Consider the following 26,104-nt stretch of genomic DNA (forward strand, 5'->3'; position numbering starts at 1 on the left):
GATGCCACCCACCACGACGTCCGGAGGTCACCATGGATCCGACGACCCTGTTCAGCTACGAGCGCCATGTGGACTCGCGCGCGCTGCGCGGTCGCACGCTGATCGTGACCCTCGGGGCCTTCAGCGATGCCGGCGCCGCTCAGGGCATCGTCGACGACCACCTCCTGAACACGCTGCCCAGCCGAGTGGTCGGCCGGGTCGACATGGATCAGGTGTACGACTATGCGGGCCGACGCCCCGAGGTCACCCTGGCGCTGGACCACTTCGACGAGTACGAGCGCCCCGAGATCCTCCTGCACGAGGTCACAGATCCCGACGGCGAGCCCTTCTTCCTGCTGACCGGACCCGAGCCGTCGTTCCAGTGGGAGCGTATGGCCACCGCACTGCGGATCGTCGTCGACCAGCTGGGCGTCGAGCGGACCCTGCTCCTGCAGAGCTTCCCCGCTCCGGTCCCCCACACCCGAGAGCTGGCGGTGACGCGCTTCGCCGGAGATCCGGAGTCCATCGAGATCCGCCGCACGATGCCGGGCACGTTCCGTCTGAGGGCGCCGTTCACGGCGCTGCTGACGCTGCGCCTGGCGGAGTCCGGCCATGAGGTCGTGGGCCTGGTCGCGCACGTGCCTCAGTACCTCCACGAGATCCCCTATCCGGATGCGGCGATCGCCCTGCTGCGCGCCGTCGACCAGGAGAAGGGTCCGCGAGTGCCCTTCGACGCCCTGGAGACTCAGGCGGTCCCCGTGCGCGAGTCCATCGCCTCCCAGGTCCGCGACGCGCCCCAGCTGCAGGAGATGGTCTCCGGTCTCGAGCAGCGCTTCGACCGCATGCAGATCGAGGGCGCTGGCGCCGAGGTCCCCCGCGCCGAGGACATCGCGGCCGAGGTCGAGCAGTTCCTCGCCGGACTCGACGGGGAGCAGAAGGACGCCGACCAGGAGGACTCCGGGCAGACGGGCACCGACAGCACCGATCGCGGAGACGGGGACGACGGCTCCCCGGAGGATGGCCCCGGCCTCGTCTGAGGCGCCGATGCGGCGGAGCCCACCGGTCCCCCGGCGCCGCTCCCCCGGGGCGCTGCCGACGACCGGCCCGACGTGTCCGGCCCCTGATGGACGGAACGTGCGCTGCGACATAGTGTGTCTCGCGAACAAAACGATCGCAGGAGGACCACGTGACCGCATCCCCCGACCGACCGCTCGGTGTCGCCCTGATCGGATACGCCTTCATGGGCCGTGCCCACTCGCAGGCCTGGCGCACCGTCTCCGCCGCCTTCGACGTCCCTGACATCGCCCGTCGGGTGATCGTCGGCCGGGACGAGTCCGCCGTCGCGGACGCCGCCCGACGTCTGGACTGGCAGGAGCACGCCACGGACTGGCGCGAGGTGATCGCCCGCGAGGACATCGACATCGTCGACGTGTGCACGCCCGGCTTCCTGCACGCCGACATCGCGATCGCGGCGCTCGAGGCCGGCAAGCATGTGCTGTGCGAGAAGCCGCTCGCCAACGACGCGGCCGAGGCGGAGCGCATGGTGGCCGCCGCCGAGGCGGCCCGGGAGCGCGGGCAGATCGCCGCCCTGGGACACACCTATCGCCGCGTCGCCGCGCTGCGTCTGGCGCGGAGCTTCGTCGAGGACGGACGTCTGGGCGAGATCCGCCAGGTCCGCGCCTCCTACCTCCAGGACTGGCTCGTCGACGAGAGCGCCCCCATGACCTGGAGGCTGCGCCGGGACACCGCCGGTTCGGGGGCGCTCGGAGACATCGGCTCCCATGCGATCGACCAGGTCCAGTATCTGACAGGGCAGCGGGTCACCGCCGTCCGGGGTCGGCTGGCCACGATGGTCCCCGAACGTCCGGGTCCGGACGGTCCGGAGCACGTCACCGTCGACGACGCCGCCTGGGCGACGCTCGAGCTCTCCGGCGGGGCGATCGCCTCCGTCGAGGCCAGCCGCATGGCCACCGGCAGGAAGAACCAGCTGATCATCGAGGTCTACGGGACCCGCGGAGCCCTGAGCTTCGACCTGGAGAACCTCAACGAGCTCTGGTTCCTCGACAGCACCGCACCGATCGCGGAGCAGGGCTTCACCCGCGTGCTGGTCACCGAGCCCGAGCAGCCCTATGTCGAGGCCTGGTGGCCGCAGGGCCATGTCCTCGGCTGGGAGAACTCCTTCACCAACCAGGCCCGCGACCTTCTGGTCGCGATCGACGGCGGCGAGCCGTTCTCCCCGGACTTCGCCGACGGGCTCCAGCTCCAGCGGGTGCTGGATGCCGTCATCGCCTCCGATGGGGCCGACGGCGCGACCGTCCGCCTCTGATCTCCGCTATCCCGCACATCCGACAGTCACCGACGACAGCAAGGAGCTGCACCATGGCGCATCCGCACACCCTGTTCACCGGCCAGTGGGCCGACCTGACCCTCGATGAGGTGGCCGAGCTCGCCGCCGGCTGGGGCTATGACGGCCTGGAGATCGCGGTCTCCGGCGAGCACCTGGACGCGAGCCGGTGGGACGACGACGCCTACGTCGCCGAGCGCCTCGGCATCCTCGAGAAGCACGGACTGAAGTGCTGGGCCATCTCCAACCACCTCAAAGGGCAGGCGATCTGCGACGACCCGATCGACTTCCGCCATCAGGCGATCGTCGGCTCTGCGGTCTGGGGCGACGGGGATCCCGAGGGCGTGAGGCAGCGCGCCGCCGAGGACATGAAGAACACAGCCCGGCTGGCGAAGAAGATGGGCGTGGACACCGTCATCGGCTTCACGGGCTCGAAGATCTGGAAGTACGTGGCGATGTTCCCGCCCGTCCCCCAGGAGGTCATCGACGACGGCTACCGCGACTTCGCCGAGCGCTGGAACCCGATCCTCGATGTCTTCGAGGAGTGCGGGGTTCGCTTCGCCCACGAGGTGCATCCCTCGGAGATCGCCTACGACTACTGGACCACCCAGCGCACCCTCGAGGCGATCGGCCATCGCGAGTCCTTCGGCCTGAACTGGGACCCCTCGCACTTCATGTGGCAGCAGATCGACCCGGTCTCCTTCATCACCGACTTCGCCGACCGCATCTACCACGTCGACTGCAAGGACATCCGGGTCCGCATCACCGGACGCAACACGCGCCTCGGATCGCACCTGGCCTGGGGCGACCCGCGTCGCGGTTGGGACTTCGTCTCGTTCGGACGAGGCGACGTGCCCTGGGACGCCGCCTTCCGCGCACTGCGCTCGATCGGTTACGACGGACCGATCTCCGTGGAGTGGGAGGACGCGGGCATGGACCGTCTGCACGGAGCGAAGGAGGCGCTCGAGTTCCTGCGCACGCTGGACTACCCGACGTCGGAGGTCTCCTTCGATGCCGCCTTCTCGAGCCAGGACTGATCCTCGGCGCTCCCCCACCGTCGGCCGTCGGCCCTCGGGAATCCTGCGGACGCATCACCGGGTCGTGCGTCGGCCGCCTCTCGCCCTCGCGCGAGGGGCGGCCGACCCGTACCCGGGCCAGGCACGTGATGCCGGACACACAGCAGGCCGGTTCCGGTGCTCGACAGGATGCACATAGACTGCCGGGCACGAGGATTCTTCCAATGGAAGAATCTTGACGGGGACGGCCCCGGCGCCCTGACGCGTCGTGCCGTCCCCGCCGCCCGTCCAGGACGAGACCAGAGCCGAAGGAGCTTCCGTGTCCGCACCCTCCGTCCAGCTGTACTCCGTGCGGGAGGCGATCGAGTCCGACCTGCCGGGCACCATCGCCCGGCTCGCGGAGATCGGCTTCACGCGCGTCGAGCCGTACGCCTTCCACCTGCGCAAGGACGAGTACGCCGCCGCACTCTCCGCCACCGGGCTGGCCGCCTACTCCGGCCACGCCCCCGTGATCGACGCCGAGGACCCGGTCGCGACCCTCGACGCAGCGGTCGAGCTCGGCATGCAGGTCGTCATCGATCCGTTCGTGCCTGCGGAGCGCTGGGCCGACGCCCAGCAGATCTCGGCGACCGCCGCCCGCATCGGCGAGCTCACTGCGCTCGCCGACGAGCGAGGTCTGCGCTTCGGGTACCACAACCATGCCTGGGAGCTGTCCACGCTGATCGACGGGCGGCATGCCCTCGAGGTCCTCGCCGATCTCCTGGACCCGCGCACCGTGCTCGAGCTCGACACCTACTGGGCCGCCGTCGGCGGCGCGGACGTCCCCGCGCTGCTGGAGCGACTGGGCGAGCGCGTGCAGCTGATCCACGTCAAGGACGGCACGCTCGACGGAGACACCGCCCGTCAGCAGCCGGCCGGATCGGGCGAGATCGACGTCCGCTCGATCCTGTCGGCCGCCCCGTCCGCCCTGCGCGTCGTCGAGTTCGACGCCTACGGCGGAGACATCTTCGAAGGAATCACCACATCGCTCGCATGGCTGAAGGAGAACGACCGATGAGCACCACCCCCGCCGGCATCGGGATCATCGGGGCCGGGAACATCTCGACCCAATACCTCGACAACCTCACCCGCTTCCCCGACGTCGAGGTCCGCTTCATCGCCGACATCGACGACGAGCGCGCCGCATCCCAGGCCGACAGGTACGGCATCGCCGGGCACGGCAGCGTCGAGCAGCTCCTCGCCCGTGAGGACATCGAGGTGGTCGTCAACCTGACCATCCCCGCCGTGCATGCAGAGGTCGGTCGCCAGATCGTCGCCGCCGGCAAGCACGTGTGGAGCGAGAAGCCCCTTGCGCTGGACCACGCCTCCGCGCGCGAGCTGCTCGAGGCCGCCGACGCCGCCGGTGTCCGCGTCGCCTGCGCCCCCGACACCGTCCTCGGACCCGGCATCCAGAACGCGCTGCGGGCGATCGCCCGCGGAGACATCGGCACGCCGCTGACCGCCACCACCATGTTCCACGTCCCCGGCCCCGAGTCCTGGCATCCCGGCCCGGACTTCCTGTACGCCAAGGGCGCCGGCCCGCTGTTCGACATGGGCCCGTACTACGTGACCACCCTGGTGCACGTCTTCGGCTCCGCGACCCGCGTGCATGCGGTCTCCTCGAAGTCCCACGAGACCAGGGTCATCGGTTCCGGCCCCCGCCAGGGCGAGGAGTTCCCCGTCGAGGTGCCGACCCACCACGCCGCACTCATCGAGTTCGGGCAGGGCCGCTCCGCGCAGACCACGCTGTCCTTCCAGCACGCCCTCCCCCGTGCTGGCTTCGTCGAGATCAACGGCACCGAGGGAACCATCGTCCTTCCGGATCCGAACAACTTCGACGGCGACTCGACCCTCTACCGCGCAGGCTCCGACGAGCCCGAGACCCTGGCCGCGCCCGAGGGCGACTACGGTCGCGGCACCGGCGTCGTGGATCTCGTCCGCTCGATCCGCTCCGGAGGTGTCGAGCGCGCCTCCGGGACCGTCGCCTCCCACGTCCTGGACGTCCTGCTGGGGATCGACGAGGCCGCCCGCACCGGCGAGCCCGTGCGGATCTCCTCCGAGGTCGAGCCCGTCTCCCCGCTGCCCGACGGCTGGGATCCGCGCAACCCAGCCCTCTGAGCACTCTCTGAGCCTGCACTGAGCCTGAGGCTCGCGGGCAGCACCTCGCGCCGACGGGCGCGGTCCGCATGGACGGACCGCGCCCTTCGGCGCTCGGCATGCCCTGCTCTCAGTCCGCTCCGCCCTCGGTCCGCTCGGGGCCCTCAGTCCGCTCGGGGCCGACCTGCGAGGGCAGGATCCGCTCGAGCAGATGCAGCGCGCTGCGCATGTCGACGTCCTCAGGATCCAGCAGCCACTGCAGCTGCAGTCCGTCGGATGCGGCGATCACGAGAGCCGCCGCAGAGGCGGGATCGATGTCGGAGGCGACAGCTCCCGCAGCCTGCCCCGCTCGGATCTCCTCGGCGATGCCCGCGCGTATGCGTCGGAATCGCTCGGTGATGAACTGCTGCGCATGAGGATGCAGGTCGCCCCGCAGCGCATCGGTGGTCAGCGTCGCATACAGCTCCACCAGCCCGGGGATCGCGCGGTTGCGCTCCGCGCTGGCCTCCATCGAAGCCACCGGTTCGGACGTCGGGCCCTCGCTGCCCTCCGCGCCGCTGTCCGCCTCGGCGGCGGCATCATTGCGCGCCTCGTGCTCCCTGTACACCTCGACCAGCAGCTCGTCCCGGGAGGAGAAGTAGTAGCGCAGCGCCGCGTGGGAGACGCCGATCGACTCGCCGATCGCCCGCAGCGAAGCGCCGGCCCCCTGCTCCGCGATGACCTCGATGGCGCGATCCAGGATCTCCGCCCGACGCTCCTCCCCCTTCAGATAGGTGCGCGGGACCGGACGATCGTTCATGCGCATCAGAGTACGGCCCCTGCATCCGGTCCCGAGGGATCTCGGCCCTCGTACCGGCTCATCCGATCCCATCCGGTGCCGTCAGGACTCGCCCGGTGCCGTCAGCCTGCTGCGACGCGCTGCGGGTGTCGTCCGCGCTCCCCCAGCCGTACTGTGGGTGGCATGAGCTCCGACACTCCCAGCACACCCTCCACGGGCACCGTCGATGCGACGTCCGACGACTCTCCCCACGCACGGGGGGACGAGCGGGCGGCGCTCGCCGACGACTTCGAGCGCCTGGGTCCGACAGCGCCGACCATCCTCCCCGGGTGGGACGCCCTCGAGCTGCTCGACCATCTGCTGCACCGTGAGCGCTTCCCTCATCTGATGCTCGGCAGCCGCCTGCCCGGTGCGCTGGGCGAGAAGGCCCGTGCGGCCGACGACCGCTTCCTCGCCCTGTCCTGGGGCCGCAAGGTCGACCTCCTGCGCGAGGGCCCATCGCTCGCCTCCCCGGTACGACACGCCGACAGGCTCTCCGGCGGAGGAGAGCTGATCATCCACCATGAGGATCTCCTGCGTGCGCAGGACGACTGGTCGCCGCGCGATCTCGATGCCCGGACCATGGACGATGCGTGGCGTTCGCTGCAGCTGATGTCGCGAGCGATGCTGAGGGTCCCCGTCGACGTCACCCTGGTCTCGCCGCGGGGCGGCCTGCACCGGCCATCCCGAGGTCCCCATGACTCCCGGGGCGCCCTGCGCGTGCACGGGGATCCGCTCGAGCTGCTGCTGTGGGTCAGCGGCCGCGACGACGTGGCGCGGGTGAGGATCGACGGGGACGAGGGTGCGCTGCAGGCTCTCGCCGAGGGCCGACGAGGCTTCTGAGGCTGATCACCCGCGCTCGAGGATGAACAGCCGTGGATGATGCCCCTTCTGGAAGAAGCGATGCTCGAGCACGGGCCGCCAACCGCTCGCATCCGCCTCCAGGACGGCATGCATGCGCCGGATCTCATGGGTGAGCACGCCGAGTCGTGCTGAGGGGCCGCCGAGCTCGTCGGCCCGGGCGAGCAGGTCCGTCAGCAGCTGCTGGTTGGAGCCGTGCTCGCCGTGCAGCGTGCCCCAGGGAGGATTGGTCAGGATCCGGGTGAAGCCGCCCTCGACGTCGACCTCCCGCACGTCACCGACCGTCCAGTCCACCCGGCCCCGTCTCCGTGCGGCGCGCTGGTGCTCACGGGCGGCATCGATCGCGGCAGGATCCAGGTCCACGCCGATCGCTCGACGAGGAGCCGTGCGGTGCAGCTGCTCGATCAGGAAGGTGCCCGAGCCGCAGGTCATGTCGAGCACGTCGTCCTCAGGCCCGACGTCGAGCAGGTCCAGCGCGCTCGCGGCGATCGTCGCGTTGACCGCACCGGGATAGTTCACCGTGCGCCATGCACGGGTGGCCAGCGGGCGCGGGGTGGTGCGCAGCAGCGCCTGCCAGGCGGGTTCCGGCGTCTCGGCGCGGCGCACCCTCACCAGCAGCTCTCCGTCGGTGTCGTCCACGTCGAGCCCGGCCAGAGCGGCGAGCTCCTCGGCGATGCGACGCATCTCCGGGGTGCCGTCTCCGGCGGCCGCCAGACGCAGACCTCGGAACCGCTGTCGAGGGCGCTGCCGGCGGATGTCCGCGATCGCGCCGGCGATCCGCTGCATCACCGAGGTCTCGAGCAGCTCCCGAGGACGACGCGCGGGCGCGGTCACCGCGATGTAGGCGGCGACCGCGCAGCGCAGGGACCGGACCGCGTCGAGGTCGCCGCAGCGCAGCTCGAGCTCCGTCGGTCCGACGATGCGAGCGGACCCGAGAGCCGAGGCCTCTGCCAGGGCGCTCTCCGCGCAGCCCTCGAGAACTTCGAGGACGATGTCGTGCTCCGTATCCATACCGTCCTGTCCTGGAGGTCCTCGATCCTGGTCGCCCCGCGGACCTGGTCCTCGCGGCCCCGGGGCGCCCGCGGGGCGATATCGAGCCCGTGCGATGCGCTGCTGTCGTGCTCGGAGAAGGCTACCGCCCGCCCCCGGTCGGTGCGGCGCTCGTCCCGTCGGTGCGCGACGTCCGTCCCACGTGCTGTCCGGCTGACGCGTCGCTCAGCCGACGGTCGTCTCGCATCGGTAGACTGCCTCCGTGTTCATCGTGAGTGTGTGTTCCCTGAAGGGCGGCGTCGGCAAGACGTCCGTGACCCTGGGCCTGGCGTCCGCCGCTCTGCATCAGGGGGTGAACACCCTCGTGATCGACCTCGACCCCCAGGGCGACTCGACCCTCGGCCTGACGGGAGTCCCGGCGACAGGTCTCGACATCGCCGAGGTGATCTCCTCCCCTCGCACCGACACGGTCGATCGCGCGATCGTGCCGACCCCTTGGGCGGAGGATGCGCCCTCTCATCTCGACATCATCCCGGGCACCAACCGTTCTGCGCTCATGGACGCGCCGACCGCGACCACCCGCGAGGTCCGCCGCCTTCGAGAGGCGCTGGACAAGCGGACCCACCAGTACGATCTGGTGCTCATAGACTGCCCTCCGTCACTGAACGGGCTCACCCAGATGGCTCTGGCGGCCTCCGATCGTTCCCTGGTGGTCTCGGAGCCGGGGTTCTTCGCCGTCACCGCCGCCGACCGGGCGCTGAAGCTCGCCACCGAGATGCATCAGGATGGCCTCGCACCCCGTCTGATGCCGTTGGGTCTGGTGGTCAACCGCTACCGACCGCGCTCCGTGGAGCATCAGTACCGTCTGGCCGAGCTCCGGGAGCTGTTCGGCGATCTCGTCCTCGAGCCCGTGATCGAGGAGCGCGTCGGTCTCCAGCAGGCGCAGGGAGGCGCCGTCCCCCTCCATCGCTATGAAGGGGCATCCGGGAAGCGCCTCACCGCGGACTTCGATGCTCTGCTCAGGACTGTCCTCGACTCCCGACAGCACTCCTGAGCCTGTCCGGCGGCTCTGCCTGGCCGCGGCCCGGAGGAGACGCCGTGGCCCGACGGAGCCACAGCCGCGCGAAGAGGTTCTCGAACTGACGACGGGCGGCGAGCCCCTGAGGGGCTCGCCGCCCGTCGTCCGCTGAACGTGCTAGGGCGCGCTGAACGTGCAAGGGCGTGCTGGCGCATGTCCCCGCCGGCCATCGGGCGCTTTCCCGCGCCAAGTCACCTGCTGCATGCGCGAGGCAGCTCGGAGGATCTCAGAAGATGTCGAAGGGAGCTGACGGAAAGAGCGGTGCCGTCGTCAGCCGGCCTGGCGGGAACGGCGACGTGCTGCGAGCTCATCGTGCAGGGCGACCTCGGCATCATCCGCAGGATCGACACCGGGCAGCACTGCCAGGTCGTTCTCGACCTCGCGCCACACGCGGCCGACGGCGATCCCGAACACACCCTGGCCCCCCTGGACCAGATCGAAGACGTCCTGGGCGGAGGTGCACTCGTACACGCTGGCGCCGTCGCTCATGAGGGTGATCTGGGCGAGATCGTCGATCCCCCGCTCTCGCAGGGCGGCCACGGCCACGCGGATCTGCTGGAGGGAGACACCGGTGTCGAGGAGCCGCTTGACGACCTTGAGGACCAGCACGTCACGGAAGCCGTAGAGGCGCTGCGTCCCTGATCCCTTGGCGGCACGGACGCCGGGCTCGACCAGGCCGGTCCGGGCCCAGTAGTCCAGCTGGCGATACGTGATGCCGGCCGCCTTGCACGCGGCGGGACCGCGGTACCCGAGCTCGCCGGGGGTGTCCACGACCTCGTCGAAGAGCACGCCCTGCTGGGGCTCCGCGGGCACCGTGGACTGCGCCGTACGATCATCGCCATGCGTGGCGTTCACAGCAACCTCCGATATCCGGCTCTCCAGGGGGAAGGATGAGAGCTCCCCGTCAGGGTAGCGTGCGGGCACCGGCCACCGACAGCAACGCGCCGGACGAAGGTCACGGCATGATGACGGATGACGACAGAAACGATGCCGTCCCGGCGGTTCCCTCTCAGCCTCGGAGCTTGGTGCGCAGCAGGGCGCTGTGCAGAGCGATCATCGACTCCCCCAGGTCCCGGGCGAAATCCTCGGCCTCGCCCCGCGCGGCAGCGTTGCTGGAGCGAGCGCGCGGCGTGACCACGGAGCGGATCATGTGCGCCTCGCGCTCGGCGGACGTGCGCAGCATCACCAGATGCCGAGGATGCAGTCCGACGTCCGCGAGGTCCCGGGCGGCGGTGGTGATCTCGAGCTCCGTCGAACCGTACTGGAGCAGTCCTTCGGGCAGCATGCCGTACTGCTCGAGCTCGCCCAGGAACTCCTCGTCGACGCGGGCCTTCTCCGCGAGCTCGGCGCGGGACATGCGCACGGGGCGCACTGTCTTCGAGGGGCCCGGGCGAGAGGCGATCGACGTCACCTCGGAGTCCACCCCATGCTCGAGCAGGTGCTCCTTGATGACCTTCAGCGGCCAGAAGCGGTCACGCTGTGCGCGCAGGACGAACAGGAGCCGTTCGACGTCGGCCGAGGAGTACTTGCGGTACCCGGCGGGCGTGCGCTGAGGGCTGATGAGCCCTTCCGCCTCGAGGTAGTGCAGCTTGGAGTGGGAGAGGTCCGGGAACTCGTCCCGCACGCTCTCGAGCACCTGACCGATGCTGAGCCGCGCCGAGGGCGAAGCACCCGGCCTGCGCGATGCGGAGGCCGGCATCAGATCACTCCGTCCCGCGGAACGGATGGTAGGTCAGACGGTACTTGCCGATCTGCACATCCTGGCCCGGATCCAGACGGACCTCGTCGACCCGATCACGACCGACATAGGTGCCGTTGAGCGAACCGAGGTCGCGCACCAGGAAGCCGTCGCCATCGCGCACGAACGCCGCGTGCTTGCGGGAGACCGTGACGTCGTCCAGGAAGATCTCGCAGTTGGGGTGACGGCCTGCGACCGTCGTGTCCGCGTCCAGGAGGAAGCGGGCGCCGAGGTTCGGCCCCTTGCGCACGATCAGCAGGGCGGAGCGCGGGGGGAGGTTCTCGATCGCCTTGCGGTCCTGCGAGGTGAGGCCGGGGTCCGTGTCCTCGACCGGGTCGCTGGGCGAGATCGCGCTCAGCTTCGACGTGTGATCGAGATTGTCGTCGTTCCACTCGGCATTCATCGACACCGTGCACCCCTTCCCTGACCTGCAGCCGCCTCCGATTCTCGGATGCTCAAGGTTACAGCGGATCCATCCTCGCACGCGAGAGGCGTGTTCAGGGCTCCTGGGAGCCCATGCGGCGAGGATTTGACGATCACTTGACCACCGAGGTGCCCTCCGTGCCGCTCAGCTCGACCACCGCCTCGATCCGCACGTCCTCCGACACCGAGACCGTGAACGTCCCGCCGTCGGCCCCGACGTCGTCGGATGCTCCGCCGGGTATCTTCAGGGCCGGCTCCATGACCGTCGGATCCCCGATGGCGAGGATCTCGTAGGGCGCGCTCAGCTCGGTGCCGTCGACCATCAGAACCCCGGAGTCCGACGTCGTGACGGAGGTCGAGGCGACCACGCGCACGTCGTCGATCTGGATCGCCTCGGCGCCCGCGTTGCGGAGCTCCTGGATCACTCCCAGCAGCGTGCTGGCGCGGACGGTCCGCTCCGGATCACCGATGCGGATCTGGACGCCCCGTCCGTAGGCGGGCGAGGTCCCCGCCAGGATCTCGAGATCCTCGAGCCTCTCCTGGGCGGCGTTCTGCGCGGCCACGCCGTCCTCCTGATCGGAGCGGAGCGCATCCAGGGTGCGATCCAGGTCCTCGTTCTCCGACTCGAGATCCGAGACATGACGATCGGACTCGTCCAGGAGGCGCACCAGCTCCTGCTGGGAGGCGCCGTCGAGTGCGGACTCGTCATGCTGGCGCACCTGGGCGACGACGGAGACGCCCACCAGGAAGCAGAGCAGGCCGACGATCAGCTGCCGGCCGTTGGCCCGCGGGCGCAGCGACCGGCGCAGACGAGCCCAGACCTGCCGCTGCTGCTCGGGCGTCTCCGGGGTGCGGGTGCCGTCGATCATGAGCGCAGGAGGCTGCGGCGGATCGCAGCGGCGTTGGAGAAGATCCGGATGCCGAGCACGACGATCACGGCTGTGGAGAGCTGGGAGCCGACGCCCAGCTGATCGCCGAGGAACACGAGGAAGGCGGCGATCAGCACGTTGAAGAGGAAGGACGTGATGAACACATGGGCATCGAACTTCCCGTCGAGGGCGGCGCGCAGGCCGCCCGCGAGGGTGTCGAGCGCGGCCACCACAGCGATCGGGAGATAGGGCTGCAGGACGACGGGCACGTCGGGCTGGACGATCACTCCCACGACGATGCCGAGCATCAGTCCGATGATCGCGATCATGAGTCCTCCTCCTCGGCGGGCCCCGAGGGCGAGCCCTTCGCCTCCGCGGCGGGCGGAGTCGCCGACGCCTCCCGCAGGGTACCGGCACTGCGAGCGGGGACGTCGAGCCCGTCCGAGCTCTCCCAGGACAGGCGGATGCCGTACCGGGAGGAGATGTCCGCGAGGTACTCTCCCGCCGCTCCGTCCTCCAGGCCGGAGCGCACGGCATCGGGATCGCCCAGCGCAGTGATGCGATAGGGCGGGGAGAGAGCTCGGAAGTCGACCAGGACGGCGGACCCCGCGGTGCGGATCGCCGTGGTGGAGGTGATGCGCTGGCCGTTGATGGAGACCGCCTCGGCCCCGGCGGCCCAGAGGCCGTTCACGGCTATCTGGAGATCACCGTCGGTGACCCTGTTGATGGTGCCCTCCTCGACTCCCGGCGTCGCCGGCAGCGCGACGGAGTCGTCGAGGGTCAGGACCTGGCCGGGACCGGTGAGCGCGACCGCCCCGGCGGCGATCTCGCTGCTGGTCATCCTCTCCGCCGACCCGTCGTCGGCGCCGGAGAGGACGGTCTCCTGGAGCGCGGCGATCTCATCCTCGAGCTCCTGCTGCTGAGCGGTCAGCTCATCGGCCCGGGCGTCGGAGTCCTCCACCTGTGCACGCAGCAGGGCTCGCGGGCTGTCCTCGGCGACGGCGTCGGCACGCAGATCGATCGCCGAGACCGCGACCGCGAAGCCGAGGACGACCGCGGCGCACACCGTCAGGAGCCGGGTGAAGCGGGTGTCCGGCGGATGGGTCTCCTCGTGGCGGCCATCGGTGCCCCGCAGCTCCTCCACATCGAGGGGATCCGTGGTCAGAGCGCGCAGCATGGAGACCGGCGAGTAGGGCGTCTCGCCGTGCGGGGTGCTGTGCTCCTCGCGCAAGGGCGCCGGCCGCTTCTCACCCTGGCGGCTCCGCCTCTCCCGCTTCTCCTCCGTCCCTCTCGCGCGCTCGGCCCCCTCCCCTGCGCCACCGGCGATCTCCTCGCTCAGGGCGCGGCCGGCTCCCGTGCTCCCGTCGCCGCGCTCTGTCCGCGAGCGCGGCGACGGGTCCTCGGACGACCTGTGCGTGTGCTCGGGCATGGAGGCACCCTAGCGCGATGGAGGTGCACCGGCGCGAGGGCGCCCCCTGCCCCGTCGGTCAGCGGGAGCCGACGAGCTGATTGCCCACGAGGCTGCTCTCGCCATCGGGCATCGACGGGGGCTCGCCGCCGCCGTCCGAGGGGCCGCCGCCGCTCGGAGGCTCGCCCCCGCCGGGGCCGCCTCCTGCATCCGAGGCCCCGGATCCGCCGACGGCCGGGGCCGAGTCCGTGACCCCCGGCTCCGTGGTCGGATCGATCGCGACGTCGAGGGTGACCGTGTAGCCGCTGTCCGCATCGCCGTCGGCCGTGGCGAGCTGGAGCTCGCCGCCGTCGTCACCGAAGACGTTGTCCGAGTCCAGCGTGATGTTCGCCAGGTTCTGGGCGGAGCCGTCGTAGTCCTCGAGCGCATAGATCGTCTCGCACACGTCCTGCGGAAGCGCGACCTGCGAGGTCGCCAGCAGGTTGTCGGTGCTCGTGATGGAGTCGGCGTCGGGATAGACCTCGAAGTGGATGTGCGGCCAGCGACCGGCGTAGCAACCGGGCCAGATGCTGGTGAAGGTGACCTCGCCCTCGGCGTCGGCGACCTGGACGCCCCGAAGGAAGTTCTCCTCCTCCAGCCCCTCCGAGTAGAGCGAGTACAGGCCGTCGCCCGTGCAGTGCCAGACGTAGACGGCCACACCCTCGTAGGGTGCATTGTCCTCGTCGAGGTTGGTGATCGTCAGGGTCAGAGTCATCGGCACCCCGGGTGCGGTGGTGGTCGAGTCTCCGAAGCTGGAGGTGATGTCGCTGCGGACGATCCCGGATTCGGTCAGCACGTTCACTCCGTTGGTGCCGTCAGCCGGATACGGACCGTTGGTCTCCTCGGGGATCTCGCCGTCCGCGGTGGAGTCGGACCCTCCGTCCGAGGCGGCGGAGGTGCCCGTGTCCGTGCTGTCCGCGTCCTCGGAGGTGCTGCAGGCGGCGAGACCGGTCACCGCCGCCCCTGCGCCGAGCGCCGCCAGGGCGGTGCGTCGGCAGACGATGGTGCGCAGGTCGAAGCCGAGCCCCTGGTCCGCCAGCGGCTCATCCTGATGGGCGAGCTCCCTCCCCTGATAGCTGAGGGTGCCGTCGGGCGCCTCGTCGAGTCTCTTGTCGTGTGATTCCATGCTCTGCTCCTGCCGTCTCGTGACTTCTGCCCGGTGCCGACGACTTGGTGTCATCGGCTCGGGACGCGACCGACGCTAAGCGCCCCGATGCTGAGGAACCTTCGCGATCGCCTGTGCGCCGACTGTGCATCGGAGGGTCAGCGGTCGGAGCCGCAGCGGCGCGGCCGGGAGCGGCTCACGAGCGGAGCGTGCGGCAGGTCACGCACCCTCGATTTCCGCTCTGGGCCTGGTGGGGGTAGGGTTTAGCTCGTTGCTCCGGAGACGGAGCGTCTCGGGCTGTGGCGCAGCTTGGTAGCGCACTTGACTGGGGGTCAAGGGGTCGCAGGTTCAAATCCTGTCAGCCCGACCGAGAAGCAGGAGGGCCGATCCGGAGGGATCGGCCCTCCTGCTGTGCTGTCCGGCGATCGCACTGTCCGGCGATGAGCGATCCTCTCCTCGGTGCATTCCTGCGAGGCGGACCCGCAGCTGCCGAGCGTTTCTCGCGCCAGGCTGTTTCCCTTGCACGGAACCATTGCACATGACGCCTCCCCCGTGCTCGGCGAAGCCCTGCACAGCATCGAGCGGCTCCTCTCCTCCAGCTGGAGTCTGCTGCGAGAGGCTCCCCGTGCCGACGAACTGGGAGAGGCCGTGGTGTCCTTCGTCGCCTCGGGAGAGGCTCGGGCATCCTTCTGCATCGAGGCGCACCCCTCCGGGGCGGCCGTCGGTCGGCTCCTCCCTGCTCTCCGGGAGCTTCGACGGAGCGCAGGCCTCCCCGTCCTATACGCGTCCGACTACATCGGCGAAGCTCTGCGCTCGGCACTCGCGGAGGAGGGCATCAGCTATGCGGACTCCTCCGGATGGGTGCGGGTCGTCAGCGATGATCCGCTGCTGCTGCTCACCGGGCAGGGCGCACCGCGCTCACCTCGCGCCGGTCGCCCCTCGGCGGTGATCCGTCTCGACGGGGTGGCGGTCAGTCGCATCGTCCGAGCACTGTGCGAGCACGACGCACCGATGGGGGTGCGTCAGCTCGCGGCGCTCGCGAGGGTCTCCCCCGGCTCCGTCTCCAAGCTGCTGCCGACGCTCGCTCGCGAAGGAATCGTCGATCGCGCCGAGAACGGCGCAGTGCAGCGCGTGGACCGTCGGCGCCTGATCGGTCGCTGGACCGATGACTACTCCTGCCTCGGCACCAATCACGCCTCGGCTCATCTGGCCGCACCCCGCGGGATCGATGCCGCCCTCTCCGCAGCGGGGTCGAGCCCGGTGCGCATGACGCTGACCGGCTCCGAGGCCGCCCGCCGCCTCCTGGGGGACGAGGCCCTTCCCGGGCGCCGCCGTCGGCTCCTGGCGCTGTACGCGGAGTCGTCAGCTGCGGCTGCGGACCATCTGGGCCTGCTGCCCTGCGATGCCGCCGATGCGGACGTGGTCATCGCTGTCCCGCAGGACCCCTCGGTGCTGGACAGCCCCCTCGCGCCCGTCCCGCTCATCCTCGCCGACCTGATGACGCTGCCAGCCGGCGGCCGCGCCGACGCGGAGCGGCTGATCGACGCCCTCGCCGCGGACGATCCCGGCTGGCGGAACGGGGGGAGCGCCGGAGGAGCGGCTCCGGAACCGCATCGGAGCCCGACGGCTCACTGAGCGCCGGAGGGGGGCTGCGCCCACTCGACCCCGTCCACGGAGATCTGCGAGGCCATGTCCTCCAGGAAGCCGATGACGACCTCGCGCTCGTGCGGGCTGAGACGGGCGGCTGCACGGAAGCGCCCGGCATGCTGGGCTCCGACGGTGCGCATCGCCGCGGCGCGCGTCGCGGGCTCGATGGAGATGGCCAGCGCCCGACGGTCGTTCGGGTGGGACCTGCGTCGGACGTGCCCTCCTCGCTCGAGCCTGTCCAGCAGCTTGGTGGTCGACGCCGTCGAGATCTCCAGCTGCGAGGCGATCGCGCCGGGCGTGGCGACCTCTTCGCGGTTCTCGCAGACGATCAGGAAGTGCAGAGCCCGCATGTCGGTCTCGTTGAGCCTCATGTAGCGCAGACTCGCCTCGGAGAGCTCCTTCTCCGCCTGCCGCAGGCCCGCCAGAGCGCGCATGAGGTCGTCGATCTGGGCTACGTCCTGCTCTCCGAGCCCTTCCGTCGAGGTCAGCTCACTGCGCGGGTCGCTGGATCCGAGGGTGTAGATCTCCGAGCGCTCCCGGCCCCTTCGCGAACCGGTCCGACTGCTCTCCCCCGTTCGGTCCATGGATCGATGATAGTGCGCATCCATCTAGCGGGGCTACATATCTAGTTCAGCTAGCAATATGTGGGAGGATGGGCGGCACCACGCAGTCCGGCCCCGATGGCGGCTGCGGTCATGTCCTCGACGTTCCAGCACCCCCGCTCATCCCATCCCCGCCTCCCGGAGGAAACCCATGCCGCACCACCCCACGAGGCCCGGGCATGCCCACCGTGCCGACCGTCGTCCGCTCCCCGTCCTCCTGCGCATCCTCATCCCCAGCCTCCTCATCGTGGCCTGGGTCGCCGTCGCCGGGATCGGCGGACCTTACTTCGGCCGAGTCTCCGAGGTCTCCTCGAACGACTCGACCGCGTATCTGCCCGCCTCGGCGGAGGCGACGCAGGTGAGCGAGCTGTCCCCCGAGTTCTCCGGATCCGACGCGATCCCCGCGATCGTCGTCCTCAGCTCCGACCAGGAGCTGGACGATGATGCCCTCGAGGAGATCACCGACGCCGCCGAGGCGCTCACCGCCTCGGACGCCGTCGGAGACGAGGTCTCCCCCGCCATCCCCTCCGAGGACCGCCTGGCCGTGCAGATCATCGTGCCGATCGCAGCGGACGCGGACATCGGTGACGCCGTCGATGCGATCGATGCCGAGCTCGCGGCCTCCCTCCCGGAGGGCATCACCGCCCATGTCACGGGCCCTGCCGGGTTCACCGCCGACCTCACCGCCGCATTCGCCGGCATCGACGGGCTCCTGCTCGGTGTGGCCCTCGCTGCCGTGCTGATCATCCTGATCATCGTCTACCGCTCCTTCCTGCTCCCGCTGATCGTGCTGTCGACCAGCGTGTTCGCCCTCTGCGCAGCACTGCTGACGGTGTGGATGCTCGCGAAGCAGGGCGCGGTCATGCTCAACGGCCAGACCCAGGGCATCCTGTTCATCCTCGTCATCGGCGCGGCGACCGACTACTCCCTGCTGCTCGTCTCGCGATATCGCGACGAGCTGCACCACCAGGCCCATCGCGGGCCCGCGACGATGAACGCGCTGCGGGGATCCGTCGAACCGATCGTCGCCTCCGGGGGCACCGTCATCGCCGGGCTCCTGTGCCTGCTTCTGTCGGATCTGAAGTCGAACAGCTCACTGGGTCCGATCGCCGCGATCGGCATCGCCTTCGCGATGCTCGCAGCGCTGACATACCTCCCGGCCATGCTGTACGTCGCCGGCAGGATCGCCTTCTGGCCGCGCATCCCCCGGGTCGAACCAGCGCCCGCCGCGGAGCGTGAGAGCGCCGTCGGCCAGGGGCTCTGGGGCCGTATCGCCGTCGCCGTATCCCGGCGTCCGCGCAGGATCTGGATCGTCACGGCCCTGGTCCTGGTCGTCGGGTGCGTCGGTGCGACGCAGCTGAAGGCCGACGGCGTGCCGCAGTCCGAGCTGGTGCTGACCTCATCCTCCGCCCGCGACGGGCAGGCTGTGCTCGGAGAGCACTTCCCCGCCGGCCAGGGCGGCCCGGCCATGGTGATCCTCGCCGAGGAGGATCTCCAGGACGCGGCCGACCTCCTGCTGACGATGCAGAACGTCGACTCCGTGGCCGTGAGCGCCGAGGACTCGGTCACCGGCACGGCAAGCATCACCGAGGAGGGCATCCAGTCCGTCGGGGCACCCGGGGCCGCCGCGCCGGAACCGACCGTGGTCGACGGCCGGATCATGCTCCAGGCGACGCTGAGCGATGCCCCCGACTCCGACGCCGCGGAGCAGGCCGTCCGGCAGATGCGCGCAGAGCTCGCCGATGCCGGAATCGATGCTCTCGTGGGAGGGGTCACCGCCACCGCCATCGACACCGACGACGCCTCCGCGCACGACAGGTCGCTGATCATCCCGATCGTCCTGGTGGTGATCCTCCTGATCCTGATGGCCCTGCTGCGCGCCGTGCTCGCTCCGCTGCTGCTGATCGCGACCACCGTGCTGTCCTTCGGGGCCGCGCTGGGCGTCTCCGCCCTGGTGTTCGACCATGTGCTGGGCTTCCCCGGAGCAGATCCCGCGGTGCCGCTGTACGGGTTCGTCTTCCTCGTGGCACTGGGGATCGACTACAACATCTTCCTCATGACCCGCGTGCGCGAGGAGGCTCTCGCGCACGGACCTCGCGAGGGCGTGCTGCGGGGCCTCGCCGTCACCGGCGGGGTGATCACCTCCGCGGGTCTCGTGCTCGCCGCGACCTTCGCGGCCCTCGGCGTGATCCCCATCCTGTTCCTCGCGCAGATCTCGTTCATCGTCGCCTTCGGCGTGCTGCTGGACACCTTCGTGGTCAGGAGCCTGCTGGTCCCCGCGCTCGCACTGGACATCGGCCGGGCGATCTGGTGGCCGTCGAGACTCTCCCGGCGCTGACAGCGTCTAGAGTTCTGCCCATGAACAGCACGATCTCTCCCGCCCCCGACGTCTCCCCAGAGACGGACGAGCACACCTACGTGATCACCTTCGTCTGCGAGGACCGCCCCGGCATCGTCCACGCGATCAGCGGTGCGATCGTCGAGATCGACGGCAACATCGGGGAGAGCCGCCAGTTCGGGAGCGGCGCCACCCGGCGCTTCTACATGCGCGTGGAGATCACCACGACCGCCTCCCTCGACCAGGTCGAGCGGGCACTGGCCCCGGTGGTCGAGCGCTACCGCATGGAGCACCGCGTCGACGTGGTCGGCCGTCCGCTGCGCACCCTCGTGCTCGCCTCGAAGGCCAAGCACTGCGTGAACGACATCCTCTTCCAGATCGAGCAGGGCCACCTGCCGATCGATGTGCCGCTGATCCTCGCCAACCACGACACGATGGCGCCGCTCGCCGCTTACCACGGCGTCCCGTTCGAGCATCGACCGATCGCCTCGGCGCAGGACAAGGCCGCTTTCGAGGATCGCGTGCGCGAGGCGATCGCCGAGCACGACATCGAGCTGGTGGTCCTCGCGCGATACATGCAGATCCTCTCGCCGGAGCTGTGCGAGGAGCTGGCGGGGCGGTGCATCAACATCCACCATTCGTTCCTGCCCGGGTTCAAGGGAGCCAACCCCTACCGTCAGGCGTACGCCCGCGGTGTGAAGCAGATCGGTGCGACCGCCCACTTCGTCACCGGCGACCTCGACGAGGGACCGATCATCGAGCAGGACGTGATCCGCGTGGATCACAGCCGCTCGCCCCGTGAGCTCATGGCGCTGGGCCAGGACACCGAGGTGCGCACGCTCCGGAAGGCGATCACCTGGTTCGCGCAGTCCCGCGTCCTCCTGGACGGCCAGCGCACGATCGTCTTCCGCTGAGCGGCCGCTGAGCACGGATCAGCGGCGGCGCGCTCTTCCGACGCCCTGCGCCGCCTCCGCATCGGCGTAGCGCATGCCCGCAGGGACCTGGGCGATCTCGAACCACCAGGCGGCATGCGGCAGAAGCCGCACATCGTGCCAGGGCACCTCGAAGCCGGGATCCCGCCACATCGTCAGTCCCACCTCCTCCCGCCGGCCTGAGGCCACCAGGGCGAGGCGTCGCAGACGCGAGAGAGGATGCGGGGACAGGCGCGCGGAGGACGGGATCGCGAGCGCCGCGTCCAGACGGAGCGGCCACACGGTCTCCCCCCAGTGCATCGCGACCTCGGGGCCGTCGCCGACGATCACCGCCGGCGGCCGCAGATCCGCCGTCGTCACGGATCGCGGCGCGATCGGCTCTCCCCGCTCCATCACCTCCGGCTGGGCCCAGGCGCCGGGGATCACGGTGCGTCCGCCGACGGAGACATCCACCAGGAGGCTGTCCGCGATCGGCCGCAGGGGCGTGCTCAGCTGACCGCCGTTGCGCACGAGGTCACGGCGCGGCACCGCCACCACCCTCACCTCCGCGTGATCCACGGGATCGGAGGAGCCGGGGTGCAGTGGAATCCGCACCCTCGTACCGGGCAGCATGTCAGCGACCCTCATCGTCGGAACCTCGCCGCCTGCTCGTCGGCCAGTGCGACCTCGAGCACCTCCCGGAAGCGCGCGTTCATCGGGGGCGGATCCTCCACCGGGAACCAGCGCGCCTGGCTGTTCTCGCCGTCGGCCGGATGCGGCTCGCCCTCGATGTGCTCGCACACGAAGGCGATGTCGATGTACTGGGCCCGATCGCCGTTGGGGTAGGTCATGGGTGCGAGGGTGCGCACATCGATCAGCCGCCGCGCTCGGCAGACGGTCCCGGTCTCCTCCCGCACCTCGCGCTCGGCCGCCGCAGCCGGCTCCTCACCGGGGTCGATGATGCCGGTGACCGGGGTCCACTGACCGTCGTCGGCGCGCCGCACAGCGAGCAGCCGTCGTCGGTCCCGATCCAGGACGATCGCCGTCACCCCCGTCATCCACAGAAGGTCGTGGCCGACGTGCTCGCGCAGGCGAAGCACGAAATCCGGGGTGGGCATGAGAATGTCTCCTGGGACTGACGGCCGCGAGCGGCCGAGGACTGAAGGGACCCCGACCGCGTCTCGCCGCGATGGGGAGGCTCGGAGCCCGAGCAGCGCTGGAGTCAGCCTCCGACGAGGATCGGCATCGAGACCGCGCCGAGGATCACCACGAAGAACAGGATGTAGGCCAGCACGGCGAGCACCCCCAGGCCAAGGATGACCCAGAAGATGATCCATCCGACCTTGTTCATCTGCCGCGCCGACGAAGGGTTGGTCTCCATCTGCACGAGCGCGATGATCCCGAATATGCCGGGGACTCCTCCTCCGCAGAGGAAGCCGACGACGGTCAGAGCGATCGCGCTGGTCTGGATCGATCGGTGGTCATCCGGTGGCTGGGCGGCGCTGAGCGGCTGGTTCATCGTGAGTGCCTCCTCATTCGGCGAGGATCAGTCGGTCAGAGGGATCCCGTACGCATCCCGCTCGAAGGACTGCGCCCGAGCGAGGATCATGATGCCCTCGATGAATCCCCACAGCGCACCGACGCCGCAGGTCACAATGGTCACGATGATCTGGATGATACCGATCGTGGTGTACCCGAGCAGGAAGCGGTGGACTCCCCAGCCGCCGAGGAAGATGCCCAGCAGGCCCACCAGCATGCGGCTCTGGGGCTGGCGCCCGCTCGCACCCGCCTGGGCACCCGCCGGCATCTGGGACGCGCCACCAGCAGGCTGCTGACCGTAGGCCTGCTGCTCAGAGGACTGGCCATAAGGCTGCTGACCGGCCTGCTCGAAGCCCTGCTGCGCCCCGGGCTGCCCGTACGGATCAGCAGCAGCACCGGACCCCTGGGTGGCGAACGGATCCGCCGGTGACCAGGCCTGCTGTCCCTGGCCGTACGGATCCGCGGCCGACGGGGCCGACTGACCGTACGGATCCGCGGCCGACGGGGCCGACTGACCGTACGGATCCGCGGCGGAGGCCGACGGCGCCGACGGGGCCGACGAATGGCCGTACGGGTCCGCCGCCGACGGAGCAGGATCCCCATAGGGGCTCGGTGGGACGGCTCCGTAGGGGTTCTGCTGACCGTACTGCTGCTCCGCGGGCTGCTGCGCGTCATCCCTCGGCTGGTCGTTCCAGGACTCGTTGCCACCTGTAGTGCTCATGGACGACAGCCTAGCCGGTAGCTGATCTCCACCATCGCGGGCACGCCACGGATCGGAGCCCTCTCCCCCGCGATCCGTTGGGGAGAGGGCTCCGATGACGAACGGGTCAGCGGCGGCGCTTCTCGCGGATCCGCACTCCGATGACGATGGGGGACCCGGTGAACTCGAACTCCTCGCGCAGACGTCGCTCGATGAAGCGGCGGTAGCCGTGCTCGAGGAAGCCGGAGGCGAAGATGACGAACCGCGGGGGGCGCGTGCGCGCCTGCGTCGCGAAGAGGATCCGCGACTGCTTGCCGCCTCGCAGCGGGTGCGGGTGCGCGGCGACCAATGTGCCGAGGAACGCGTTCAGCCGCCCGGTGGGGATGCGCTGATCCCAGGACTCCAGCGCCGTCTCGATCGCCGGCACCAGCTTCTCCGCATGGCGACCGGTCTTCGCCGAGAGGTTCACGCGGGGCGCCCACGCCACATGCGCGAGGTCCCGCTGGATCTCGCCCTCGAGCTGGAGCCGGCGCTCCTCGTCCAGCAGATCCCACTTGTTGAAGGCGAGCACGAGGGCACGGCCGGACTCCAGCACCATGTCGATGATCTTGAGGTCCTGCGTGGAGATCGTCTCCGAGGCCTCCAGCAGCACGACGGCGACCTCTGCGCGATCGAGCGCCGCACGGGTGCGCAGTGAGGCGTAGTAGTCCGCGCCCTGGGACTGGAGCACGCGGCGGCGGATGCCGGCGGTGTCCACGAAGGTCCACAGCCTGCCGCCCAGGGTGATCTTCTCGTCGACGGGATCGCGGGTGGTGCCGGCGATGTCGTCGACCACCACGCGGTTCTCCCCCGCCAGGCGGTTGAGCAGCGAGGACTTGCCGACGTTGGGGCGACCGACCAAGGCGATGCGGCGCGGACCGTGGTCGACGGCGCTTCCCCTGCCCTCGAGGGGGAGCACTGCGAGCACCGCGTCCAGCAGGTCGCCCGAGCCGCGGCCATGCAGGGCCGAGACCGGATGCGGCTCCCCCAGACCGAGGTTCCACAGCGCCGCGGCCTCCAGCTCGCCGCGCTGGTCGTCCACCTTGTTGGCGACCAGCACCACAGGATGGGTGGTGCGGCGCAGGACCTTGAGCATCTGCTCGTCGGTCTGCGTGATGCCGACGTTCGCGTCGACGACGAACATGATCACGTCGGCGAGCTCGGCGGCGATCTCCGCCTGCTCGGCGACCCGATAGGCGATGCCCTGGACCTTGTCCTCCCAGCCGCCGGTGTCCACCAGCCAGAAGTCTCGTCCGGACCATTCCGCCTCGTAGAACACCCTGTCCCGGGTGACGCCCGGAGTGTCCTCGACGACGGCCTCCCGACGACCGAGGATACGGTTGACCAGGGTGGACTTGCCGACGTTGGGGCGGCCGACGACCGCCACGACGGGGAGATTCCGGACCGGCTCGCCGTAGAGGCCCTCGGCCTCCTCGTCGGCCAGCAGCGCGAGGTCGTCCTCGTCGAGCTCGAAGTCCGACAGGCCCGCCCTCAGCGCGGCCTCGATGGCCTCATCGCTGGGGCCGCCGTCAGCATCCTCCGCGACGGCGCGGACGACCTCGACGACCGGCTGGGCGGAGACGTCGTCGGCCTCCCGTGCGGAGTCGACGAGCTCCTGCACACGAGCCACGACCTCGTCGATGCCCAGATCCGTGGTGTCCACCGCGGTGACGCCCGCACCCGCCGTGAGGAACTCCGAGACCGTCGAGTCATCGCGGTCGCGGCGCAGCACCTGGTCCCGCATGCGCTCCCTGGTCTCCTCGGAGTCGTCGAGCGCGAGCTCCCGGGCGCGGCGAGCCATGCGCGCCTCATCGCTCGCGGTCAGCAGCACGCGCACATCGGCGTCAGGTGCCACGACCGTGGTGATGTCCCGACCCTCGGCGGCGCACAGCCCGCGCGCATCGGCGACCTGCCGCAGCAGATCGCGCTGGCGCCGCTGAAGGATCGGGCGGACCAGGGTGTTGGTGGCGACGGCGCTGACGACCGTGCTGATCCGCTCGGTGCGGATCTCGCCGGTGATGTCCTCACCCTCGACCACGACGCGCGCACCCGACGGATCGGTGCCGAGGTCCAGATCGATGCCGTCGGCGACGGCCGCCACCGCATCGCGATCATCGAGGTCGACGCCACGTTCGAGGCACAGCCAGGTCACGGCGCGGTACATCGCTCCGGTGTCGAGGACGCCGCCGCCGTTGAGCTCGGCGATGCGGCGTGCGACGGTGGACTTCCCCGAGCCGGCCGGGCCGTCGATCGCGACGGAGACGCCGCGGCGGGCAGGGGCGGGGACGGTGACAGGGGAATCCATCCCTCAAGGATAGAGGGCGCTCATGCCTCGGCGACGGTCCATCCGCGCTCGCGCAGCTCCCGGGTGAGCAGGGCCTCATGGGTGCCGTCGATCGCGATGTGCGCGAGGCCCACCGGCTGCCCGAGGGAGTGCTCCAGGTGAAGATCCTCGAGGTTCACGCCGATCTCCCCGATCTCGCCCAGCAGGCGCGCCAGCTCGCCGGGACGGTCGGGCACCAGGACGGTGAGGGTGGCGAAGGCGTCCGTGCCGTGGCCGTGCTTGCCGGGGATGCGGCCGACGCCGCGGTTGCCGTCGGCGATGAGGCTCGCCACCGCCCGTCGCGACCCGAGCTCGGGTGCCGGGTCGCCGGTCAGGGCGCCGAGCGCCGCCACGACCTCGTCGAGGCGGTCGGACAGCCCTCGGAGCACGGGCAGCAGCGCGCGGGCATTCGCGCTCAGGATCTCCACCCACAGCCGCGGGTCGGAGGCGGCGATGCGCGTGGAGTCCCGCAGCCCCTGGCCGGCGAGCTCGAGCGCCCCTTCCTCGGCGTCCAGCAGCTGGGTCGCCAGCAGGCTCGCCATCACCTGGGGGGCATGGGACACGTGGGCCACCGCGGCGTCGTGGCGCTCCGCGTCCAGCACCACGGGCAGCGCGCCGAGCTCGACCGCCAGCTGCTTGAGCATCGACACGCCCCGGACCTGGGAGGCCTCGTGCGGGCAGATCACGAACGGTCGGCCGAGGAACAGGTCCGCCTGCGCGGCGATCACGCCGGACACCTCCCGGCCGGCCATCGGATGGGACCCGATGTAGCGCGCGAGGTCGGCGTCGCCGAGCACACCCTGGGCCCGGCGGATCCGCAGCCCCTGCAGCACCGTCTCCTTCACGCTCGCGACGTCGGTGACGATCGCCGCCGGGTGCGCACGAAGCGCCTGCGCGACGAGCTCCGCGGCGACGTCCGGGGGCGCGGCCACGACGACCAGGTCAGGGGCCGAGTCCTCGGGGCCCGCCTGCCGGCCCACGCCCAGCTCGACCGCCAGCGCCACAGTTCCCGGGGACACGTCCTGGACCTGGACGTCCGCGCCGGCGGCCCGGAGGGCGAGCCCCAGCGATCCGCCGATCAGCCCGACGCCGATGATCCGGACCGTCGCCGGGAGCCCACCGCCGCCGGATGGTGCCGACGGGGCAGCGGACTGCCCCGAGCGGGACTCCGCAGCGCCGGGCTCCCGAGCACCGGTCCCCTC

26 protein-coding genes and 1 tRNA gene are annotated in these 26,104 nt (G+C 70.5%); 11 read left to right on the forward strand and 16 right to left on the reverse strand.

Annotated elements, in window-relative coordinates:
* The first annotated feature begins 32 nt into the window (after positions 1–32).
* The 5 genes from ACZ5AJ_RS06615 to ACZ5AJ_RS06635 all read left to right on the forward strand — a co-directional run bounded on the left by ACZ5AJ_RS06615 (position 33) and on the right by ACZ5AJ_RS06635 (position 5,496).
* Positions 33–1,016 carry a PAC2 family protein gene (locus tag ACZ5AJ_RS06615; protein WP_464138201.1) on the forward strand — a complete coding sequence of 328 codons (984 nt, stop codon included), beginning with the start codon at positions 33–35 and terminating at the stop codon, positions 1,014–1,016.
* Between the two features lie 149 nt (positions 1,017–1,165).
* Complete coding sequence (locus tag ACZ5AJ_RS06620) at positions 1,166–2,305, forward strand: Gfo/Idh/MocA family protein (protein ID WP_464138202.1); 1,140 nt, start codon at positions 1,166–1,168, stop codon at positions 2,303–2,305.
* Between the two features lie 53 nt (positions 2,306–2,358).
* Entirely contained in the window at positions 2,359–3,360 is a 1,002-nt protein-coding gene (locus ACZ5AJ_RS06625; protein ID WP_464138203.1) for a sugar phosphate isomerase/epimerase family protein, read from the forward strand.
* A 298-nt stretch (positions 3,361–3,658) separates the two neighbouring features.
* Positions 3,659–4,396 carry a sugar phosphate isomerase/epimerase family protein gene (locus tag ACZ5AJ_RS06630; RefSeq protein WP_464138205.1) on the forward strand — a complete coding sequence of 246 codons (738 nt, stop codon included), beginning with the start codon at positions 3,659–3,661 and terminating at the stop codon, positions 4,394–4,396.
* A complete protein-coding gene (locus ACZ5AJ_RS06635; RefSeq protein ID WP_464138206.1) occupies positions 4,393–5,496 on the forward strand; it encodes a Gfo/Idh/MocA family protein in 1,104 nt (367 codons plus the stop codon). The genes ACZ5AJ_RS06630 and ACZ5AJ_RS06635 overlap by 4 nt, the downstream gene beginning before the upstream one ends.
* Before the next feature lie 109 nt (positions 5,497–5,605).
* Here ACZ5AJ_RS06635 and ACZ5AJ_RS06640 read toward each other — a convergent pair whose 3' ends face one another.
* Positions 5,606–6,274, reverse strand: a complete 669-nt coding sequence (locus ACZ5AJ_RS06640) for a TetR/AcrR family transcriptional regulator (protein WP_464138208.1) — start codon at positions 6,272–6,274, stop codon at positions 5,606–5,608.
* 162 nt (positions 6,275–6,436) lie between these two features.
* On the opposite strand from ACZ5AJ_RS06640, the gene ACZ5AJ_RS06645 reads away from it, so the two are divergent.
* Positions 6,437–7,135 carry a TIGR03085 family metal-binding protein gene (locus tag ACZ5AJ_RS06645; RefSeq protein ID WP_464138209.1) on the forward strand — a complete coding sequence of 233 codons (699 nt, stop codon included), beginning with the start codon at positions 6,437–6,439 and terminating at the stop codon, positions 7,133–7,135.
* Between the two features lie 6 nt (positions 7,136–7,141).
* On the opposite strand, the gene ACZ5AJ_RS06650 is transcribed toward ACZ5AJ_RS06645, so the two are convergent.
* Positions 7,142–8,164, reverse strand: coding sequence for a methyltransferase domain-containing protein (locus ACZ5AJ_RS06650; RefSeq protein WP_464138210.1), 1,023 nt, complete (start codon positions 8,162–8,164; stop codon positions 7,142–7,144).
* 241 nt (positions 8,165–8,405) lie between these two features.
* Here ACZ5AJ_RS06650 and ACZ5AJ_RS06655 point away from each other — a divergent pair, with 241 nt between their 5' ends.
* Positions 8,406–9,197, forward strand: coding sequence for a ParA family protein (locus ACZ5AJ_RS06655; protein ID WP_464138211.1), 792 nt, complete (start codon positions 8,406–8,408; stop codon positions 9,195–9,197).
* Between the two features lie 294 nt (positions 9,198–9,491).
* Here the strand turns inward: ACZ5AJ_RS06655 and ACZ5AJ_RS06660 are convergent, their stop codons facing one another.
* From ACZ5AJ_RS06660 to ACZ5AJ_RS06690, 7 genes are all read right to left on the reverse strand, one after another.
* A complete protein-coding gene (locus ACZ5AJ_RS06660) occupies positions 9,492–10,076 on the reverse strand; it encodes a MerR family transcriptional regulator (RefSeq protein WP_464138214.1) in 585 nt (194 codons plus the stop codon).
* A gap of 154 nt (positions 10,077–10,230) precedes the next feature.
* Positions 10,231–10,920: a transcriptional regulator FtsR gene (ftsR, locus tag ACZ5AJ_RS06665; protein ID WP_464138215.1), complete on the reverse strand. Its 690-nt coding sequence runs from the start codon at positions 10,918–10,920 to the stop codon at positions 10,231–10,233.
* A 4-nt stretch (positions 10,921–10,924) separates the two neighbouring features.
* Entirely contained in the window at positions 10,925–11,368 is a 444-nt protein-coding gene (locus tag ACZ5AJ_RS06670; RefSeq protein ID WP_464138217.1) for an FHA domain-containing protein, read from the reverse strand.
* Positions 11,369–11,495: 127 nt separating this feature from the next.
* Positions 11,496–12,251 (reverse strand): DUF881 domain-containing protein, encoded by a 756-nt coding sequence (locus ACZ5AJ_RS06675; protein WP_464138218.1) that lies wholly within the window; start codon positions 12,249–12,251, stop codon positions 11,496–11,498.
* Positions 12,248–12,580 (reverse strand): small basic family protein, encoded by a 333-nt coding sequence (locus ACZ5AJ_RS06680; RefSeq protein WP_464138220.1) that lies wholly within the window; start codon positions 12,578–12,580, stop codon positions 12,248–12,250. The genes ACZ5AJ_RS06675 and ACZ5AJ_RS06680 overlap by 4 nt, the downstream gene beginning before the upstream one ends.
* Positions 12,577–13,680 (reverse strand): DUF881 domain-containing protein, encoded by a 1,104-nt coding sequence (locus ACZ5AJ_RS06685; protein ID WP_464138221.1) that lies wholly within the window; start codon positions 13,678–13,680, stop codon positions 12,577–12,579. The genes ACZ5AJ_RS06680 and ACZ5AJ_RS06685 overlap by 4 nt, the downstream gene beginning before the upstream one ends.
* Positions 13,681–13,738: 58 nt before the next feature.
* Entirely contained in the window at positions 13,739–14,824 is a 1,086-nt protein-coding gene (locus tag ACZ5AJ_RS06690; RefSeq protein ID WP_464138223.1) for an intradiol ring-cleavage dioxygenase, read from the reverse strand.
* A 272-nt stretch (positions 14,825–15,096) separates the two neighbouring features.
* Between ACZ5AJ_RS06690 and ACZ5AJ_RS06695 the strand changes: the two genes are divergently transcribed.
* Together ACZ5AJ_RS06695 and ACZ5AJ_RS06700 are read left to right on the forward strand one after the other, a co-directional pair.
* Positions 15,097–15,170 (forward strand) — tRNA-Pro (locus tag ACZ5AJ_RS06695).
* Positions 15,171–15,322: 152 nt separating this feature from the next.
* On the forward strand, positions 15,323–16,438 hold the full coding sequence (locus ACZ5AJ_RS06700; RefSeq protein ID WP_464138224.1) for a helix-turn-helix domain-containing protein: 1,116 nt from the start codon (positions 15,323–15,325) through the stop codon (positions 16,436–16,438).
* On the opposite strand, the gene ACZ5AJ_RS06705 is transcribed toward ACZ5AJ_RS06700, so the two are convergent.
* Positions 16,432–17,034 carry a MarR family winged helix-turn-helix transcriptional regulator gene (locus ACZ5AJ_RS06705; protein WP_464138226.1) on the reverse strand — a complete coding sequence of 201 codons (603 nt, stop codon included), beginning with the start codon at positions 17,032–17,034 and terminating at the stop codon, positions 16,432–16,434. The two genes, ACZ5AJ_RS06700 and ACZ5AJ_RS06705, sit on opposite strands and share 7 nt — an antisense overlap.
* Before the next feature lie 169 nt (positions 17,035–17,203).
* Between ACZ5AJ_RS06705 and ACZ5AJ_RS06710 the strand changes: the two genes are divergently transcribed.
* On the forward strand, positions 17,204–19,390 hold the full coding sequence (locus tag ACZ5AJ_RS06710) for an MMPL family transporter (protein ID WP_464138227.1): 2,187 nt from the start codon (positions 17,204–17,206) through the stop codon (positions 19,388–19,390).
* A gap of 20 nt (positions 19,391–19,410) precedes the next feature.
* The gene (locus ACZ5AJ_RS06715) at positions 19,411–20,304 is read left to right on the forward strand and encodes a formyltetrahydrofolate deformylase (protein ID WP_464138228.1); all 894 of its coding nucleotides are present in this window, start codon (positions 19,411–19,413) and stop codon (positions 20,302–20,304) included.
* A gap of 18 nt (positions 20,305–20,322) precedes the next feature.
* Here the strand turns inward: ACZ5AJ_RS06715 and ACZ5AJ_RS06720 are convergent, their stop codons facing one another.
* The 6 genes from ACZ5AJ_RS06720 to ACZ5AJ_RS06745 all read right to left on the reverse strand — a co-directional run bounded on the left by ACZ5AJ_RS06720 (position 20,323) and on the right by ACZ5AJ_RS06745 (position 25,999).
* A complete protein-coding gene (locus ACZ5AJ_RS06720; protein ID WP_464138230.1) occupies positions 20,323–20,949 on the reverse strand; it encodes a hypothetical protein in 627 nt (208 codons plus the stop codon).
* Complete coding sequence (locus tag ACZ5AJ_RS06725) at positions 20,946–21,419, reverse strand: NUDIX domain-containing protein (RefSeq protein WP_464138231.1); 474 nt, start codon at positions 21,417–21,419, stop codon at positions 20,946–20,948. The genes ACZ5AJ_RS06720 and ACZ5AJ_RS06725 overlap by 4 nt, the downstream gene beginning before the upstream one ends.
* A gap of 104 nt (positions 21,420–21,523) precedes the next feature.
* Positions 21,524–21,820 (reverse strand): hypothetical protein, encoded by a 297-nt coding sequence (locus ACZ5AJ_RS06730; protein ID WP_464138232.1) that lies wholly within the window; start codon positions 21,818–21,820, stop codon positions 21,524–21,526.
* A gap of 27 nt (positions 21,821–21,847) precedes the next feature.
* Positions 21,848–22,561, reverse strand: coding sequence for a TM2 domain-containing protein (locus ACZ5AJ_RS06735; protein WP_464138234.1), 714 nt, complete (start codon positions 22,559–22,561; stop codon positions 21,848–21,850).
* 106 nt (positions 22,562–22,667) lie between these two features.
* Positions 22,668–24,884 carry a bifunctional cytidylate kinase/GTPase Der gene (der, locus tag ACZ5AJ_RS06740; protein ID WP_464138235.1) on the reverse strand — a complete coding sequence of 739 codons (2,217 nt, stop codon included), beginning with the start codon at positions 24,882–24,884 and terminating at the stop codon, positions 22,668–22,670.
* 20 nt (positions 24,885–24,904) lie between these two features.
* On the reverse strand, positions 24,905–25,999 hold the full coding sequence (locus ACZ5AJ_RS06745; protein WP_464138707.1) for a prephenate dehydrogenase: 1,095 nt from the start codon (positions 25,997–25,999) through the stop codon (positions 24,905–24,907).
* Positions 26,000–26,104 lie beyond the last annotated feature (105 nt).

The sequence above is a fragment of the Brachybacterium zhongshanense genome (assembly GCF_055385755.1).